At 59.5% G+C, this 17788-nt stretch carries 12 protein-coding genes; 10 read left to right on the forward strand and 2 right to left on the reverse strand.

Going from position 1 to position 17788, the window contains the following annotated elements; translation table 11 throughout:
• Positions 1-24: 24 nt before the first annotated feature.
• The gene (degP, locus tag AC2CGQ_RS18585) at positions 25-1464 is read left to right on the forward strand and encodes a serine endoprotease DegP (protein WP_015376667.1); all 1440 of its coding nucleotides are present in this window, start codon (positions 25-27) and stop codon (positions 1462-1464) included.
• A gap of 68 nt (positions 1465-1532) precedes the next feature.
• Here the strand turns inward: degP and barA are convergent, their stop codons facing one another.
• Entirely contained in the window at positions 1533-4259 is a 2727-nt protein-coding gene (gene barA / locus AC2CGQ_RS18590) for a two-component sensor histidine kinase BarA (RefSeq protein ID WP_015376668.1), read from the reverse strand.
• A gap of 66 nt (positions 4260-4325) precedes the next feature.
• On the opposite strand from barA, the gene rlmD reads away from it, so the two are divergent.
• From rlmD to AC2CGQ_RS18635, 9 genes are all read left to right on the forward strand, one after another.
• The gene (gene rlmD, locus AC2CGQ_RS18595) at positions 4326-5675 is read left to right on the forward strand and encodes a 23S rRNA (uracil(1939)-C(5))-methyltransferase RlmD (protein WP_021505325.1); all 1350 of its coding nucleotides are present in this window, start codon (positions 4326-4328) and stop codon (positions 5673-5675) included.
• 9 nt (positions 5676-5684) lie between these two features.
• Positions 5685-7916, forward strand: a complete 2232-nt coding sequence (gene relA, locus AC2CGQ_RS18600; protein ID WP_004932686.1) for a GTP diphosphokinase — start codon at positions 5685-5687, stop codon at positions 7914-7916.
• Between the two features lie 102 nt (positions 7917-8018).
• A complete protein-coding gene (gene mazG / locus AC2CGQ_RS18605) occupies positions 8019-8816 on the forward strand; it encodes a nucleoside triphosphate pyrophosphohydrolase (protein WP_099982109.1) in 798 nt (265 codons plus the stop codon).
• 71 nt (positions 8817-8887) lie between these two features.
• On the forward strand, positions 8888-9751 hold the full coding sequence (locus tag AC2CGQ_RS18610) for a pepsin/retropepsin-like aspartic protease family protein (RefSeq protein ID WP_015376671.1): 864 nt from the start codon (positions 8888-8890) through the stop codon (positions 9749-9751).
• 392 nt (positions 9752-10143) lie between these two features.
• The gene (gene pyrG / locus AC2CGQ_RS18615) at positions 10144-11781 is read left to right on the forward strand and encodes a glutamine hydrolyzing CTP synthase (RefSeq protein WP_004932674.1); all 1638 of its coding nucleotides are present in this window, start codon (positions 10144-10146) and stop codon (positions 11779-11781) included.
• An 81-nt stretch (positions 11782-11862) separates the two neighbouring features.
• Complete coding sequence (gene eno, locus AC2CGQ_RS18620) at positions 11863-13158, forward strand: phosphopyruvate hydratase (protein ID WP_004932670.1); 1296 nt, start codon at positions 11863-11865, stop codon at positions 13156-13158.
• A gap of 298 nt (positions 13159-13456) precedes the next feature.
• A complete protein-coding gene (locus AC2CGQ_RS18625) occupies positions 13457-14647 on the forward strand; it encodes an NAD(P)/FAD-dependent oxidoreductase (RefSeq protein ID WP_048326192.1) in 1191 nt (396 codons plus the stop codon).
• Positions 14644-15048: a hypothetical protein gene (locus AC2CGQ_RS18630; protein WP_079007592.1), complete on the forward strand. Its 405-nt coding sequence runs from the start codon at positions 14644-14646 to the stop codon at positions 15046-15048. Before AC2CGQ_RS18625 ends, AC2CGQ_RS18630 begins: the two co-directional genes overlap by 4 nt.
• Before the next feature lie 30 nt (positions 15049-15078).
• The gene (locus tag AC2CGQ_RS18635; protein WP_172574489.1) at positions 15079-16275 is read left to right on the forward strand and encodes a methionine gamma-lyase; all 1197 of its coding nucleotides are present in this window, start codon (positions 15079-15081) and stop codon (positions 16273-16275) included.
• A gap of 37 nt (positions 16276-16312) precedes the next feature.
• On the opposite strand, the gene AC2CGQ_RS18640 is transcribed toward AC2CGQ_RS18635, so the two are convergent.
• Positions 16313-17707, reverse strand: coding sequence for an amino acid permease (locus AC2CGQ_RS18640; RefSeq protein ID WP_015376675.1), 1395 nt, complete (start codon positions 17705-17707; stop codon positions 16313-16315).
• Between the last annotated feature and the right edge of the window lie 81 nt (positions 17708-17788).

Raw genomic sequence — 17788 nt, forward strand, 5'->3', positions numbered from 1 at the left:
AACGACTTTATAAGAGACACACAGATGAAAAAAACCGCATTAGTTCTGAGCGCATTGGCATTCAGCATCGGCATGGCGATGGGCCCGGTGACGGCCAGCGCCGCTGAAACCGCCTCTTCCAGCACCCAGCAGTTGCCGAGCCTGGCGCCGATGCTGGAAAAGGTAATGCCTTCCGTGGTGAGCATTAACGTTGAGGGCAGCACCACGGTCAATACGCCGCGCATGCCGCAGCAGTTCCAACAGTTCTTCGGTGAAGATTCGCCGTTCTGCCAGGACGGTTCGCCGTTCCAGGGCTCGCCGATGTGTCAGGGCGGTGAACAGCCTGGGCCGGATGGCCAGCCGCAGGGCACGCAGCAGAAATTCCAGGCGCTGGGCGCCGGGGTGGTCATCGATGCCGCCAAGGGCTATGTGGTGACCAATAACCACGTGGTGGATAACGCCAACAAGATCCAGGTGCAGCTGAGCGACGGCCGCCGTTTCGACGCCAAGGTGATCGGCAAGGATCCGCGTTCCGACATCGCCCTGATCCAGCTGAAAGACTTCAAGAATCTGACGGCGATCAAGATGGCGGATTCCGATCAGTTGCGCGTCGGCGATTACACCGTAGCGATCGGCAACCCCTACGGGCTGGGCGAAACCGCCACCTCGGGCATCGTTTCCGCCCTGGGGCGCAGCGGCCTGAATATCGAAAACTACGAAAACTTTATCCAGACCGATGCGGCGATCAACCGCGGCAACTCCGGCGGCGCGCTGGTTAACCTGAACGGCGAGCTGATCGGCATCAACACCGCGATCCTGGCGCCGGACGGCGGCAACATCGGCATCGGCTTCGCCATTCCGAGCAACATGGTGAAAAACCTGACGGCGCAAATGGTCGAGTATGGCCAAGTGAAACGCGGCGAGCTCGGCATCATGGGCACCGAGCTTAACTCTGAGCTGGCCAAGGCGATGAAGGTCGACGCGCAGCGCGGCGCTTTCGTCAGCCAGGTGGTGCCGAAGTCTTCCGCCGCGAAGGCGGGCATCAAAGCCGGTGACGTGATCGTCACCATGAACGGCAAGGCCATCTCCAGCTTCGCCTCGTTCCGGGCGGAGATCGGCACGCTGCCGGTCGGCAGCAAGATGTCGCTGGGCATTATCCGCGACGGCAAACCGGTGACCATTGACGTCACGCTGGAGCAAAGCGCGCAGACCCAGGTGGCCTCGGGCAATATCTACACCGGCATTGAAGGCGCCGAGCTGAGCAATGCCCAGGTCGGCAACCAGAAAGGCGTCAAGGTCGACAGCGTGAAAGCCGGCAGCGCCGCCGCGCGCATCGGCCTGAAAAAGGGCGACGTGATCCTGGGCGTGAACCAACAGCCGATCCAGAACCTGGGCGAGTTGCGTAAAATCCTCGACAGCAAGCCGTCGGTGCTGGCGTTGAATATTCAGCGCGGCGATAGCCAGCTGTACCTGCTGGCGCAGTGATAAACGTCAGGCGCTAAAAGCAACAAAGGCACGCTATGGCGTGCCTTTTTGCATTATGGCCTGAGGATTCAGGCCGGTTGCGCCAGATGCACGCGCGCCGCGTGGATCACCAGTTCAATCTCATCCAACAGCTCCAGCCACTCCGGCTCCAGTTCGTCGTTGGTGATGCCCTGGCGCAGCTGCCGCTCGAGGTAGAAACACAGCTGCTTGAGGCGCGGCACGCCGCTGTAGCTGCAGCTGCCGTGCAGCTTATGGACCAGGTCGAGGATCTCGTCGTCGTGTTGCCCTTCGAGCAGCGCCTGCACTCGTTCGCGCACCTGCGGCAGGAAATCGAGCAGCATTTGCAGCAGATCGCGCGCCAGATCCGGCTTATTGGCCGCCTGACGCAGCGCCAGCGGCCAGTCGAGCGACAGCGGCGCGTCGTCGGCGACGGCGTTTTCCATTTCGCCACTGTGATAGCGCGACAGCACGCGGGTCAGCATTTTCTCGTCGATCGGCTTGGCCAGGTAGTCGTCCATCCCGGCCTGCAGCAGGTGCTCGCGCTCGCCGCTGGCTGCATGGGCGGTGACGGCGACGATCGGCGTGGAGTTGTGGTGCGGCAACTGGCGGATCAGTTCGCTGGCGTGAATGCCGTCCATCTTCGGCATTTGAATGTCCATCAGGATCAGATCCAGCACGTTGTTGCGCGCCAGCGCCAGCGCTTCCTCACCGCTCTCGCACAGCAGCGTTTTTTCCACCTGTTCGCCCAGCAGCGTGCCGATCAGCTTCAGGTTGGCCGGGTTGTCGTCGACCGCCATCACCGTCAGCGGCAGACGTTTACGCTCAGGCGGGGCGGCGAGCCGATCGGGCGTCTCCATTCTCAGCAGAGGGAACAGACGCGTGCTGGTGATCGGCTTGATCAGGCAGCCGAGCGCGCCTTGTTGTTTAAGCAGCTCGGCATCGATCTGCGCCTGGCACGGCAGCGCCAGAATGACCCTATCGGCCAGCTTCAGCGAGGCCAGCAATTTGTCCTGATGCTGCGCCATGTTGTCGCGGAACGGGATCGGCACGCCGGCCAGCAGGAAGTCATAGTGGCTTGGCGGCAACTGGCCCAGCGTCGGCGAGTGGGTGATCACCAGCTGCGTGACGCTGAGCATGTTGAGCGTCGCCTGCGCCGCCGTCGGGTTAGACTCGATATAGGCCAGCGTTTTGCCGTTCAGATCCGGCAGGCTCGGCGCCAGCGACAGCATGCCCTCGTTCAGATCCAGCGTGATATGGAACCAGAAGGTCGAGCCGCGGTTCAACTGGCTGTGGAAGCAGATATCGCCCCCCATCTCTTTCACCAGCTTTTGTGTGATCACCAGCCCCAGCCCGGTGCCGCCGTGGCGGCGGGAGATGCTGGCGTCCGCCTGGCGGAATGCCTGGAACAGCTGCGACTGCTGGCGTTCGGAGATGCCGATGCCGGTATCGTGGATCTGCACTTCCACTTCCACCCGGCGATCCAGCTGTTTGCGCAGCTCGACGCGAATGTCGATATTGCCGGTTTCGGTGAATTTGATGGCGTTGCCCAGCAGGTTGGTGATGATTTGCTGCAGGCGCAGCGAGTCGCCGATCACCTGCTCCGGCACGTCGTTGTGCACATCCAGCGTCAGCTCCAGGCCCTTGTCGTGGGCGCTGGGCGCCAGCAGCACCACCACTTCGTCCAGCGTTTCACGCAGGGCGAACGGAATATGCTCCAGCACCAGCTTGCCGGCCTCCAGCTTGGAAAAGTCCAGCACGTCATTGATGATGGTCAGCAGGTTGTTGGCCGAGCGCTCGATGGTCTGCAAATAGTCGGTCTGGGTTGCGCTCAGATCGGTTTTCAGCATCTGGCGGGTGAAGCCGATCACGCCGTTGAGCGGAGTACGCAGCTCATGCGACATGTTGGCCAGAAATTCGGACTTGATGCGCGCCGCCTCCTGCGCACGTTTTTTCGCCAGATCCAGTTCGACGTTCTGGATCTCCATCTGCTCCAGCGTTTCGCGCAGGTCTGACGTGGCCTGATCGATGTTCTGCTGCATCTCTTCGTGATAGGCGGTGAGCGACATCGCCATCGAGTTGATGCCGTTTTTCAGCATGTGCAGCTCGCCGAGCATGTAGCCTTCCACGCGGCTGTCGAGCTGGCCGCGGCGGATGCGGTCGACGGTGTTCACCATATTGCGGATCGGGCCGGTCACGTCGCGCATCAGCCGGTAAGCGAACAGGATGGCGATACACATGCACAGCAGCAACAGCAGGGTAGAGACAAAGACCTCTTTATATTGCTGCAGCCGCACCGACTGCAGATCCAGCTCGATCGCCACATAGCCCAGGTTGTTGTCGGGATGGCTGCCGCCGTCGGCGGTTTCATCCGGATACTGGCTTTCCGACAGGATCGGCGTGCGCAGGATCAGCGAATCGCCGCGTCGGGTGAGCATCAGATCGGTGGGCAACGGCACGCCTTTCGGCAGCTGCAGCTGAGCGAAGTTGTGATGATAATTGGAGGTGACGAACAAATTGTTCTGCGCATCGAACACGGTGATCGAACGCACGATGTCCGAATGGCGGCGGTGCAACAGGCTGACCAACTGCCTGACCGATTCGCGGCTGCGGAACGTCATGCCGTACTCGCTGGCCACCGCCAGCGGCTCGATGATGCTGGCGCCGGCGTCGACCAGTTGTTCCTGCAGCTCGTTATAGCGGTGCACCACGAAGAAGGTGCTGAGCAGCAAACCAATCAGCAAGGTCGGTGCCAGAATCAGGATCATCATGCGCGCACGCAGGCTGTATTTGGTCATGGGATTCCAATGTGGGAGAATTGACAGCTGACACTAGCTTAATGAACCAGCACACAATCGACAAATATGGCGCAATTCTACTCTCCCAAACGCCGCGTGACGACCCGGCAGAGCTCACAAATCTTCACCGTGACGGTGAGCGATCTCGATCCTTTCGGCCAGGGCGTGGCGCGCCACGACGGCAAAGCGGTGTTCGTGCCGGGCGTCTTGCCGGGCGAGCAGGCGGAAATCCAGCTGACCGAAGACAAGCGTCAGTTCGCCAAAGGCAAGCTCAAACGCCTGCTGAGCCGCAGCCCGCAGCGGGTAGAACCGCGCTGCCCGCATTTTGGCGTGTGCGGCGGCTGCCAGCAGCAACATGCGGATGAGGCGCTGCAACAGCAGAGCAAGGCGGCGGCGCTGGTGCGCATGATCGCCCGCGAAACCGGAGTAACCCCGCAACAGGAACCGGTGATCGCCGGCCCGGAATACGGCTATCGCCGCCGCGCCCGCCTGAGCCTGGCGTGGCAGCCGAAGCAGCAGCGCCTGATGATGGGCTTTCGCCAGGCGGCCTCCAGCGAGCTGGTGGCGGTGGAGCACTGCCCGGTGCTGCGGCCGGAGCTGGAGCAGCTGCTGGCGCCGGTGCGCGCCTGCCTGAGCGGGCTGCAGGCGGTGCGGCGGCTGGGGCATGTGGAGCTGGTGCTGGCGGATAACGGCCCGCTGCTGGTGCTGCGTCATCTCGACGCGCTGAAAGAGGCGGATCGGCAGGCGCTGTTGGCGTTTGGCGAGCGGGAAAAGGTCGCCGTTTATCTGGCGCCGGACAGCGATCGGGTGGAAAAACTGTGCGGTGAAACGCCGTATTATCAGGTTGACGGGCTACGCTTAGACTTCAGTCCGCGCGACTTTATTCAGGTCAATGACGTCGTAAACCAACAAATGGTGGCGCAGGCCCTTGAATGGCTCGACATTCAACCCAATGATCGGGTGCTGGACCTGTTCTGCGGCATGGGTAATTTCACCCTGCCGCTGGCGCGCCGCGCCGCCGCGGTGGTGGGCATCGAAGGTGTTGCCACGCTGGTAGCGAATGGGCAATATAATGCACATAAGAATAAGCTGAATAATGCGTCGTTCTTCCATGAGAATCTGGAGGACAACGTTGCGCGGCAACCTTGGGCAGCACAAGGGTTTGATAAGGTGATGCTGGATCCCGCCCGCGCCGGTGCGGCCGGGGTGATGTCACACATTGTAAAACTGGCGCCGGCGCGGGTGGTGTATGTTTCCTGTAACCCCACCACGCTGGCTCGCGACAGCAACGTGCTGTTGAACGCCGGTTATCGTCTTGCGCGCGTGCGGATGTTGGATATGTTTCCGCACACGGGGCATCTTGAATCAATGGCGCTGTTTATCAACGAGCGTGCGCCAGAGGTCGCTGCAAAGTAGGGAGAAGTTATGGTTGCGGTAAGAAGTGCACATCTGAATACGGCGGGTGAGTTCGCTCTTGATGAGTGGATCGCCGGCTTGGGGCTACCTAACCCGCAGTCATGTGAGCGATTGGCCGCAACCTGGCGTTATTGTGAGCAGCAGACCCAAAACCATCCTGACGCCTCGCTGCTGCTGTGGCGCGGCCTGGAGATGGTGGAAATTCTCTCGACGCTGAGCATGGACAACGACAGCATGCGCGCCGCGCTGCTGTTCCCGCTGGTGGACGCCGGCATCGTGCAGGAAGAGACCCTGACCGAAGCGTTCGGCAAGGGCATCGTCGCGCTGGTGCACGGCGTGCGTGATATGGACGCCATTCGCCAACTGAAAGCCACCCAAAACGACTCGATGGCCTCCGAACAGGTCGACAACGTGCGCCGCATGCTGTTGGCGATGGTGGAGGATTTCCGCTGCGTGGTCATCAAGCTGGCGGAGCGCATCGCCCACCTGCGTGAGGTGAAAGACGCGCCGGAAGACGAACGCGTGCTGGCGGCGAAAGAGTGTTCCAACATCTACGCCCCGCTGGCCAACCGGCTCGGCATCGGCCAGCTGAAGTGGGAGCTGGAGGATTTCTGCTTCCGCTACCTGCATCCGGAAGAATATAAGCGCATCGCCAAGCTGTTGCATGAGCGCCGCATCGATCGCGAACAGTTCATCGACGATTTCGTCGCCGGGCTGCGCGCCGAGATGGCCAACGAAGGCATTCGGGTGGAGATCTACGGCCGGCCGAAACACATCTACAGCATCTGGCGCAAGATGCAGAAAAAACACCTGGCGTTCGACGAACTGTTCGACGTGCGTGCGGTGCGCATCGTGGCGGAGCGCCTGCAGGATTGCTACGCGGCGTTGGGCATCGTGCATACCCACTTCCGCCATTTGCCGGATGAGTTCGACGACTACGTCGCTAACCCGAAACCGAACGGCTACCAGTCGATCCACACCGTGGTGCTGGGGCCGCGCGGCAAAACCGTAGAGATTCAGATCCGCACGCGCCAAATGCACGAAGACGCCGAACTGGGCGTGGCCGCGCACTGGAAGTACAAAGAGGGCGCAGGCGTGACCGTGCGCTCCGGCTACGAAGAACGCATCGCCTGGCTGCGCAAGCTGATCGCCTGGCAGGAAGAAATGGCGGACTCCGGCGAGATGCTCGACGAAGTGCGCAGCCAGGTGTTCGACGATCGGGTCTATGTATTTACCCCGAAAGGCGACGTGGTGGATCTGCCGGCCGGCTCCACGCCGCTCGATTTCGCCTACCACATTCACAGCGACGTCGGTCACCGCTGTATCGGCGCCAAGATCGGCGGCCGCATCGTGCCGTTTACCTATCAGCTGAAGATGGGCGATCAGATTGAGATTATCACCCAGAAACAGCCGAACCCGAGCCGCGACTGGCTGAACCCAAACCTGGGGTATGTCACCACCAGCCGCGGGCGCTCGAAGATCCACAACTGGTTCCGCAAGCAGGATCGCGACAAGAACATTCTCGCCGGCCGCCAGATGCTGGACAACGAACTGGAACACCTCGGCATCAGCCTGAAAGAGGCCGAAAAGCTGCTGATCCCGCGCTACAACATGAACTCGCTGGACGAGGTATTGGCGGCGATCGGCGGCGGGGACATTCGCCTGAACCAGATGGTGAATTACCTGCAGGGTAAGTTCAACAAGCCGAGCGCCGAAGAACAGGATCGCGAGGCGCTGCGCCAGCTGGTGCAGCAGAAAGCGCCGCCGCCGGCCCGCAACAAGGACAACGGCCGAGTGGTGGTGGAGGGCGTGGGCAACCTGATGCACCACATTGCCCGCTGTTGCCAGCCGATCCCTGGCGACGACATCGTCGGTTTTATCACCCAGGGGCGCGGTATCTCGATCCACCGTGCGGACTGCGATCAGCTGGTCGATTTGCAATCGCACGCGCCGGAGCGCATCGTCGATGCGGTATGGGGTGAAAGCTACTCCAGCGGTTATTCGCTGGTGGTGCGCGTGATGGCCAACGATCGCAGCGGGTTGCTGCGCGACATTACCACCATTTTGGCCAACGAAAAGGTCAACGTGCTGGGGGTTGCCAGCCGCAGCGACACCAAGAAACAGTTGGCCACCATCGACATGGATATCGAAATCTACAACCAGCAGGTGCTGAGCCGGGTGCTGGCGAAGCTGAACCAGCTGCCGGACGTGATAGACGCCAAGCGTCTGCACGGCAACTAAGCTCACATCGCCTTTCGGGCCGTATGCGCTATCGATACGGCCCGAGGTCCATGCATTCGGTGGGCGCTCTCATGCGCCCTCATTCTTTCTCAGAGATTTTTTATGACCCAATCCACTCCGCTGCAGCGCCTGCTGAACATCATGAAAACGCTGCGCGATCCCCAGGTCGGTTGCTCGTGGGACCGCAAGCAAACTTTCGCCACCATCGCGCCCTACACGCTGGAAGAGACTTACGAAGTGCTGGACGCCATCGAGCGGCAGGACTACGCCGATCTGCGCGACGAACTGGGCGATTTGCTGTTCCAGGTGGTGTTCTACGCCCAGATGGGGCAGGAACAGGGGCTGTTCGATTTCGATGAGGTGTGCACCGCCATCAGCGATAAGCTGGAGCGCCGTCACCCGCACATTTTCGGTGACGCCGAGGGTGGTGGGGACAGCGAAGCCGTGGCCGCGCGCTGGGAGCAGCTCAAGGCCGGCGAGCGCGCCGAAAAAGCGCTGCACTCGGTGCTGGACGACATTCCGCAGGCGTTGCCGGCGCTGATGAAGGCGCACAAAATCCAAAAACGCTGCGCCTCGGTCGGTTTCGACTGGAACACCCTGGGGCCGGTGCTGGACAAAGTGTACGAAGAGATCGATGAAGTGATGCACGAAGCCCGCCAGGCGGTGGTCGATGAGAGCAAGCTGGAAGAGGAGATCGGCGATCTGCTGTTCGCCACGGTGAACCTGTCGCGCCATCTGGGGCACAAAGCGGAGAACGCGCTGCAGGCGGCGAACCGCAAGTTCGAGCGCCGCTTCCGCCAGGTGGAAGCGATCGTCCAGCAACGCGGGCTGCGGCTTGAAGACGCCACGCTGGAGCAGATGGAAGACGCCTGGCAGCAGGTGAAGAAATCTGAAATCTGATGCGCTTCCGGCGTTCATGGCGCCGGGGTGAACATGAAGGACGTTCCACGCAGACAAGGGAAGGTGGCGTCATGATCAAGAGGCTAATGCTTTTAGCCTGTTTTTTCCCCGGTTTCAGCACGGCGTCTCCTCCTGCTGATGTTGGGCGGCTGCGGTATGATGAACGCAGGCTGCCATTAGTCGATGTGCAGATCGATAACCGGTTACACACGTTCATGCTGGATACCGGCAGCGCAGAAGGGATACACCTTTATCAGCACGATCTGGAGCGTCTGGTCGCGCAACCGAGTCTGAAGGCGGTGCAGCTGGCGCCTCGGCGGCTGAGAGATCTCTCTGGCGGTGAAAATCAGGTGTCTGCCTGGCGGATTAGTCGGCTGTTTATTGGCAATATCCCGTTTAACGACGTCGAAGCGGTGAGTTTTAAGCCCTGGGGACTCAGCCTGGGAAACGAGGTGCCGGTAAGTGAAGTGATGGGGCTTGGGTTGTTCCGCGATCGAAAGGTGCTGATGGACTTCGAAAACGACCGCTTGCAAATGTTGACTCATCTGCCTTCAGACATTGCAATATGGGCTTCATATCCATTCGAACAGACTGATGAGGGGCTGAGTGTGACGGCCTTCGTTGGCAATAAACCGTTGCGCCTGATTGTTGATACCGGCGCCAGCCATTCTCTTTTGTTTGCCGCAGGCTTGCCGGCTGGCCTCTTGTTTTCCGGCTGTCGCTCCATTGAGCCTGAGGCCGATAACCTGGATTGCCGAGTGACCAGATTCACCTTGACCGATCGCCGGGGACGGCATCACAACGATTTGGCCATCGTTACCGAAGGCCCAACGTCTGAGGCGCTGGGTTTTGATGGTCTGCTGGGGATGGGTTTTATGCGGGGTCATCGTGTGATTGTTGATATGCCTGAACGCATGCTCTACATCAGTCGTTAACCTGATGCGCCTCGATCCCAGGTAATCGGGTTTAGGGAAGCTGAACCGCCGCTACAATGTTGATCGACGACAAGGTTCACGAAAGCTGAAACGGTTAAGCTTGCAGTCAGGTCACAGGCGCATGGCTGCCGTCGGCAGCAAAAGGCCAACAAACTGAAATCTAAGGCGTTTTATCGCTCCCGAGGGGCGGTAAAAAGAAATTTTCTCCGCTAACTCTTTGTATTTCCTAGAGGGTTTACGGGGCGCCGGCGGAGTAAACCCTGATGAACACGGGAGGGCGGCCGAGATGATGGACAGCAAAACGATCGTTTGTAGGTCAGGAGAGGTTCGGGTATACTACTTTCCCGTCCTGGTTCTTCCATCGTCTTTAAACCTAAACTCTCAGGTTCAGCATGACAACTAATTATATTTTTGTGACCGGCGGGGTCGTATCCTCTCTGGGTAAAGGCATTGCCGCAGCCTCTCTGGCGGCTATTCTTGAAGCCCGTGGCCTCAACGTTACCATCATGAAACTGGACCCGTACATCAACGTGGATCCGGGCACCATGAGCCCGATTCAGCATGGGGAAGTTTTCGTCACCGAAGACGGCGCAGAAACCGATCTGGATTTGGGTCACTACGAGCGCTTCATCCGCACCAAAATGTCGCGTCGCAACAACTTCACCACCGGCCGCATCTACTCCGACGTGCTGCGTAAAGAACGCCGCGGCGACTATCTGGGCGCGACCGTGCAGGTCATTCCGCACATCACCAACGCGATCAAAGAGCGCATCATCGAAGGCGGCGAAGGCCACGATGTGGTGCTGGTGGAAATCGGCGGCACCGTCGGCGATATCGAATCGCTGCCGTTCCTCGAAGCCATCCGTCAGATGGCGGTGGAAGTGGGCCGCGAGCACACCCTGTACATGCACCTGACGCTGGTGCCGTACATGGCGGCGGCGGGCGAAGTGAAAACCAAGCCGACCCAGCATTCCGTAAAAGAGCTGCTTTCTATCGGTATTCAGCCTGATGTGCTGATTTGCCGTTCCGACCGCGCGGTTCCTGCTAACGAACGCGCTAAAATCGCACTTTTCTGCAACGTGCCGGAAAAAGCGGTTATCTCTCTGAAAGACGTTGATTCTATTTATAAAATCCCAGGCCTATTGAAATCTCAGGGGCTGGACGATTATATTTGTAAACGATTCAGCCTGAACGCGCCGGAAGCCAACCTGGCCGAATGGGAACAGGTGATTTACGAAGAAGCCAATCCGGGCGGCGAAGTGACCATCGGTATGGTCGGCAAATACGTTGAGCTGCCGGACGCTTACAAGTCGGTGATCGAAGCGCTGAAGCACGGCGGGCTGAAAAACCGTCTGACCGTGAACATCAAGCTGATCGACTCGCAGGACGTGGAAACCCGCGGCGTGGAAGTGCTGAAAGGGCTGGATGCGATCCTGATCCCGGGCGGCTTCGGTTACCGCGGCGTGGAAGGCAAAGTGATGACCGCGCGCTATGCCCGCGAGAACAACATTCCTTACCTGGGCATTTGCCTGGGCATGCAGGTGGCGTTGATGGAGTTCGCTCGCAACGTGGCCGGCATGGAGAACGCCAACTCCACCGAGTTTATGCCAGACTGTAAGTACCCGGTGGTGGCGTTGATCACCGAATGGCGCGATGAAGACGGCAACGTCGAAGTGCGCAGCGAAGAAAGCGATTTGGGCGGCACGATGCGCGTAGGTGGCCAACAGTGCAACCTGAGCGACAACAGCCTGGTGCGCCAGCTGTACGGCGAACCGACCATTGTCGAGCGTCATCGTCACCGTTACGAAGTTAACAACATGCTGTTGAAGCAGATCGAAGCCGCAGGGCTGCGTGTCGCCGGTCGTTCCGCCGACAACAAGCTGGTCGAGATCATTGAACTGCCGAATCACCCGTGGTTTGTAGCCTGCCAGTTCCACCCGGAATTTACGTCTACGCCGCGTGATGGGCATCCGCTGTTCGCCGGCTTCGTGAAAGCCGCTGGCGAGCATCAGAAGCGCCAGGTGAAATAACATATTTGGTAGGCGGCGCGCGGTGAGAACCGCGCGCTGTTTGTCTGGAGTTTTAGTTTAACTTGTACTGAGGAAAACCTAATGTCCAAAATCGTTAAAGTCATCGGTCGTGAAATCATCGACTCCCGCGGTAACCCGACTGTTGAAGCCGAAGTTCATCTGGAAGGCGGTTTCGTCGGCCTGGCTGCTGCGCCGTCAGGTGCTTCTACCGGTTCCCGCGAAGCGCTGGAACTGCGTGACGGTGACAAGTCTCGTTTCCTGGGTAAAGGCGTACTGAAAGCCGTTGCTGCAGTAAACGGTCCGATTGCTCAGGCAGTACTGGGTAAAGATGCCAAAGACCAGGCGAACATCGACAAGATCATGATCGAGCTGGACGGCACCGAAAACAAATCCAACTTCGGCGCCAACGCCATTCTGGCGGTTTCCCTGGCAGCAGCGAAAGCGGCCGCAGCCTCTAAAGGCATGCCGCTGTACGAGCACATCGCTGAACTGAACGGCACCCCAGGCAAATTCTCCATGCCACTGCCGATGATGAACATCATCAACGGCGGCGAGCACGCTGACAACAACGTCGACATTCAGGAATTCATGATTCAGCCGGTTGGCGCGAAGACCCTGAAAGAAGCGGTGCGCATCGGTTCTGAAGTGTTCCACCACCTGGCGAAAGTTCTGAAAGCCAAAGGCATGAACACCGCCGTGGGCGACGAAGGCGGCTATGCGCCAAACCTGGGTTCCAACGCCGAAGCGCTGGCGGTTATCGCTGAAGCGGTAAAAGCGGCGGGCTACGAGCTGGGCAAAGACGTCACTCTGGCGATGGACTGCGCGGCTTCCGAATTCTACAAAGACGGTAAATACGTGCTGGCCGGCGAAGGTAACAAAGCCTTCACTTCCGAAGAGTTCACTCACTTCCTGGAAGAGCTGACCAAACAGTACCCAATCGTGTCTATCGAAGACGGCCTGGATGAATCCGACTGGGCGGGCTTCGCTTACCAGACCAAAGTGCTGGGCGACAAAATCCAGCTGGTTGGCGACGATCTGTTCGTGACCAACACCAAGATCCTGAAAGAAGGCATCGAGAAAGGCATCGCTAACTCCATCCTGATCAAGTTCAACCAGATCGGTTCTCTGACCGAAACCCTGGCAGCTATCAAGATGGCGAAAGACGCCGGTTACACTGCGGTGATCTCTCACCGTTCCGGTGAAACCGAAGACGCGACCATCGCTGACCTGGCGGTAGGGACTGCGGCTGGCCAGATCAAAACCGGTTCCATGAGCCGTTCTGACCGCGTTGCCAAGTACAACCAACTGATCCGTATCGAAGAAGCGCTGGGTGACCGTGCGCCGTTCAACGGCCTGAAAGAAGTTAAAGGCCAGTAAGTTCGACCGATTCGGTTGCTAAATAAAAAACCCGCTGCGGCGGGTTTTTTATTTTTTAAATTCGTGATGATTGTCAGTTTAATAATAAGTTTTTCATTGAAAGCGTGGTTTTGTTTAACCCGATAATTTCATTAAAGATAGTAAATACCTTTATTTTATATTCCAATTCTATTTGCTTTATAACTATTCGTTACTAGACTGCCAATAAGGCAGTTTATTTTTCGCCGTTCTGCCGTGGACCTTCATCATCACCATACCTTAATACTGCCGGCTTGCTGGCCGGTTGAGCGAGGGCTTGATGCGACAACGAATCATCATTGTCGGCGGCGGAACCGGCGGCACCATCCTGGCCAATTTATTGGCCGCAAAATTACACCGGGAAATTATTAATAATAAAGTCGAGTTATTAATGATATCGGATTCACCGCTGCATTATTACAAACCGGCGTTTATGTATGTGGCATTCAATTCTTTTTTCAAGCAGGAGCTTACGCGCTCACAGCGGAGTTTATTGCGGCCAGAAATACAGTTTATTATTGATAAAGCGGAATCTTTCGATTTAAAACAGCGAAGTATAGCGACGCAAAGCGGTAAGCTTTACTCCTATGACTTTCTGGTTTTCGCCACCGGCTGCGTACCCTGGCCAGAGCGCATCGAAGGGTTGGCGCAGGCGGGCGATCATTTTTACCAGTATCAGGCCGCCAGGCGGTTAGCGCATAAATTGGCGACGATCGAGAAAGGCCGCATTTTCATCACCGTGTCCTTCCCTGAAACGCCCAACGTGCCCCACCAGTGCGGCATCGCCCCGATCGAAACCACCCTGATGCTGGATGACTACCTGCGGCGGCGCGGCGTGCGCAAGGCGGTAGAGATTGTGTACACCTATCCGACCATTTCTCAACTCTTGCGTAACTGCCTGTTTTTACAGCGCCCGACAGGCGAAGCGTTGCCCGCCATTTTTGCCGCACGTGACATTCTCCACCAGCGTGGGTTTACCCTCAGCCGGGTAGACGCCCAACGTAACATAGCCTATTCCGCTGAGGGGGAAGAGCAGCCGTTCGACATTCTGATGGCAACGCCGCCGATTCGCGCAGTCGAGGCGGTGCGCAATACCGGGTTGAGCGAGAGTCAAAACGGTGAAGGCTGGCTGCCGACCGATCATCAAACGCTGCAGGTCTACGGCCAACAGGGCGTGTATGTCATAGGCGATACCGTGGATTTGCCGGTCAGCAAGGCCGGCGGCTCTTGCCATAATCAGGCGCCGGTCATTGCCGACAACATCGTGGCGGAAATGCGGCTGGGCCAAACCGTGAGCCATTATGACGGCAAGGTGCAGGCGGTCGCGCAAATGGGGCTGAATGCCGGCATGCCGCTGGTGTACGACTACCGTCACGACGTGCTGCCGACGCCCGCCACCAAGGTGGGCGGCATGCTGCGCAATGGGTTTAACCGCGGCCTTTACTGGGCCACGGTAAGGGGGATGCTATGACGGGAAGCACGGTGCATGCGGCTGACCTGCAATCATTGGCGGCGTTGCTCGAGAAACTGCAGCCGCTACTGGCGGGTGGCCGGTTGGATAACGTGGTCGATCTGTTGTCGCTGCTGTCGGACGTGGTGGATATTGCCGACAACGCGCTGGTGGAGAAACTGGCCGGCGTCTTTGAAGGTTTGGTGACCCTCGGCTGGGAAGGCGGAACGGCGCTGCAGATGGCGCACAGCGAGCTGCAGTTGAATCCTCCACCGGCCAGTTTTCGCGCGCTGTACGCCTTGCTGAAGCAGCCGGATACCCTGCTGGGGTTAACGCTGCTGCTGCGTACTTTACAAATCATCGGCCAGCGCACGCGAGACAGCGCGTTGCCGTCAGCCCTGCCAGATGAATCGTCGAATTAAGCTTCACCCACTCAGGTAAGGAGTTGTGTTATGTCCGCTACAGCAGTTGGCCACGACTTTGCCACCCGGGCTATTCATTACGGCTACGATCCTCAGCGGTATCAGGGGGCACTGTCTCCGCCGGTGTTTATGAGCTCTACGTTTGCTTTTCCCACGGCGGAATACGGCGGCGCCTGCTTTGCCGGCACCGAGCCGGGGTACTTTTATTCGCGTATCGCCAACCCGACGTTAAACCTGCTCGAGCAACGCATCGCCAACCTGGAGGAAGGGGAAGCTGCGGTGGCGTTCGCTTCCGGTATGGGGGCGATCACCGCGTGTTGTTGGACGCTGCTCAGACCGGATGATGAGCTAATTGTCGACGAAACCGTCTATGGTTGCACCTTCAGCTACTTTCATCATGGTCTGGCGCGCTTTGGCGTCAAGATAACCCACGTTGATCTGACCCGGCCGGAGCGGTTGGCGGCGGCCATTGGACCGCGTACCCGCCTGGTGTATTGCGAAACGCCGGCCAATCCCAATATGCGTTTGATCGATATCGCCGCCGTGGCGGAGATTGCCCATCGGCATCAGGCGCTGTTGCTGGTGGACAACACCTACTGTACGCCCTATCTGCAGCGGCCTTTGGCGCTAGGCGCCGATATCGTGGTGCACTCGGCGACCAAGTACCTCGGCGGGCACGGCGATCTCCTGGCCGGGATCGCGGTGACGCGTCAGGCGTTGGCCGAGGCGATCCGTCTGGAGGGGCTAAAGGACATGAATGGGGCGGTACTGTCGGCGCAGGATGCCGCGCTGGTGCTGCGTGGGATGAAAACTTTGCCGCTGCGCATGGATCGTCATTGCGATAATGCGCAGCGCCTGGCGGAGATGCTGACGGAGCATCCGGCGGTCGAGCGGGTATATTACCCCGGCCTGGCGAACTTCCCTCAGCATGCGTTGGCGCAGCGGCAAATGGCGCGCCCCGGCGGCATGCTGGCGTTTGAGCTGCGGGGTGGCCTGTGTGCAGGCATTCGCTTCCTCAATGCGCTGCAGCTCATCTTGCGCGCGGTCAGCCTGGGCGATTGCGAAAGCCTGGCGCAACACCCGGCCAGCATGACGCACTCGGCCTACACGCCTGAAGAGCGGAAACGGCACCACATCAGCGAGGGGCTGGTGCGGCTGTCCGCCGGGCTGGAGGCGTTTGACGATCTGCAGGCGGATATCCTGCAAGCGCTGGCGCAGGCGCAATAAAAAAACCCGCCGCAGCGGGTTTTAGCCGAAGCGAGCGTTACATCTGTTGCGTCGCTGTGGTCACCGGCGAACCGCCGCCTTTTTTGCGCACCCACAGCCAGTAAGCCGCGGTGAGGAACGCGATCCACACCAGCCCGACATACAGGGCGATGCGGCTCTCTTCGAAGTAGCCGAGCAGGCCGATGACGAACGCCATAAAGGCGGTCGCCAATGCCGGCGCCACCGGCCACCACGGCACCGGGAAACTCAACTGACGGGTTTCCTCCGGCGACAGCGTGCGGCGCATGACGATCTGCGACAGCAGGATCATCAGCCACACCCAGACGGTGGCGAAGGTAGCGATTGAGGCGATGATCATGAAGACCTTCTCCGGGATCAGGTAGTTGAGCACCACCGCCAGCAGCAGGGCGACCGACATCACCAGCACCGTCATCCACGGCACGCCGCTGGCGGTCAGTTTGGTGAAGCTGCGCGGCGCCTGGCCGTCCTGCGCCATGCCGTACATCATGCGGCCGGCGCCGAAGATGTCGCTGTTGATGGCCGAAATGGCCGCGGTGATCACCACCACGTTCAGCACGTTGGCGGCGGAGCTGATGCCGAGGTTGCTGAAGATCTCAACGAACGGGCTGCCGTTCTGGCCGATGCTGTTCCACGGATAGATCGCCATCAGCACCGTCAGCGTCAGCACGTAAAACAGCAGGATGCGCACCGGTACGGCGTTGATCGCCTTCGGCAGCACTTTGGCGGGGTCTTTCGCCTCGCTGGCGGTGATGCCGATGATCTCGATGCCGCCGAAGGCGAACATCACTACCGCTAATGACGCGACCACGCCGCCGATGCCGTTAGGCATAAAGCCGCCGTGCTGCCACAGGTTGCTGATGCCGGTGGCGTGCTGGGCTTGCCCGAAACCGAACAGCATTACCGCCGCACCGCCGACGATCATCGCCACGATGGCGGCGACCTTGACCAGCGACAGCCAGAACTCCAGCTCGCCGAAAACCTTGACGCTGCACAGGTTGAGCGCGCCGATAAACAGGATGATGCTGAGCACCCAGACCCACTGGGCGACGTCCGGGAACCACAGCCCCATATAGATGCCGAAGGCAGTGACGTCCGCCAGGGCGACGATCACCATTTCAAAGGTGTAGGTCCAGCCGGTGAGGAACCCGGCCAGCGGGCCGAGATAGTGGCTGGCGTAGTGGCCGAACGAACCGGAAACTGGCTGGTGCACCGCCATTTCGCCCAGCGCGCGCATCACCATGAATACCGCCGCGCCGCCCACCAGGTAGGCCAGCAGCACCGCCGGGCCGGCCAGCTGGATGGCGCCGGCGGAGCCGTAGAACAGGCCGGTGCCGATCGCCGAGCCGAGAGCCATGAAACGGATATGTCGCGCGTTTAGTCCGCGTCTGAGTTGTGTTGTTTCGTTACGCATGTTGCTTCCCGTTAAGTGTTTGCCGAACAGGCACGCGCTGCCCGCGCCGGGTGGAACGCACCCGGCGGGGCAGAACAAACT

It is taken from the genome of Serratia sp. DFXYC6, from assembly GCF_057196085.1.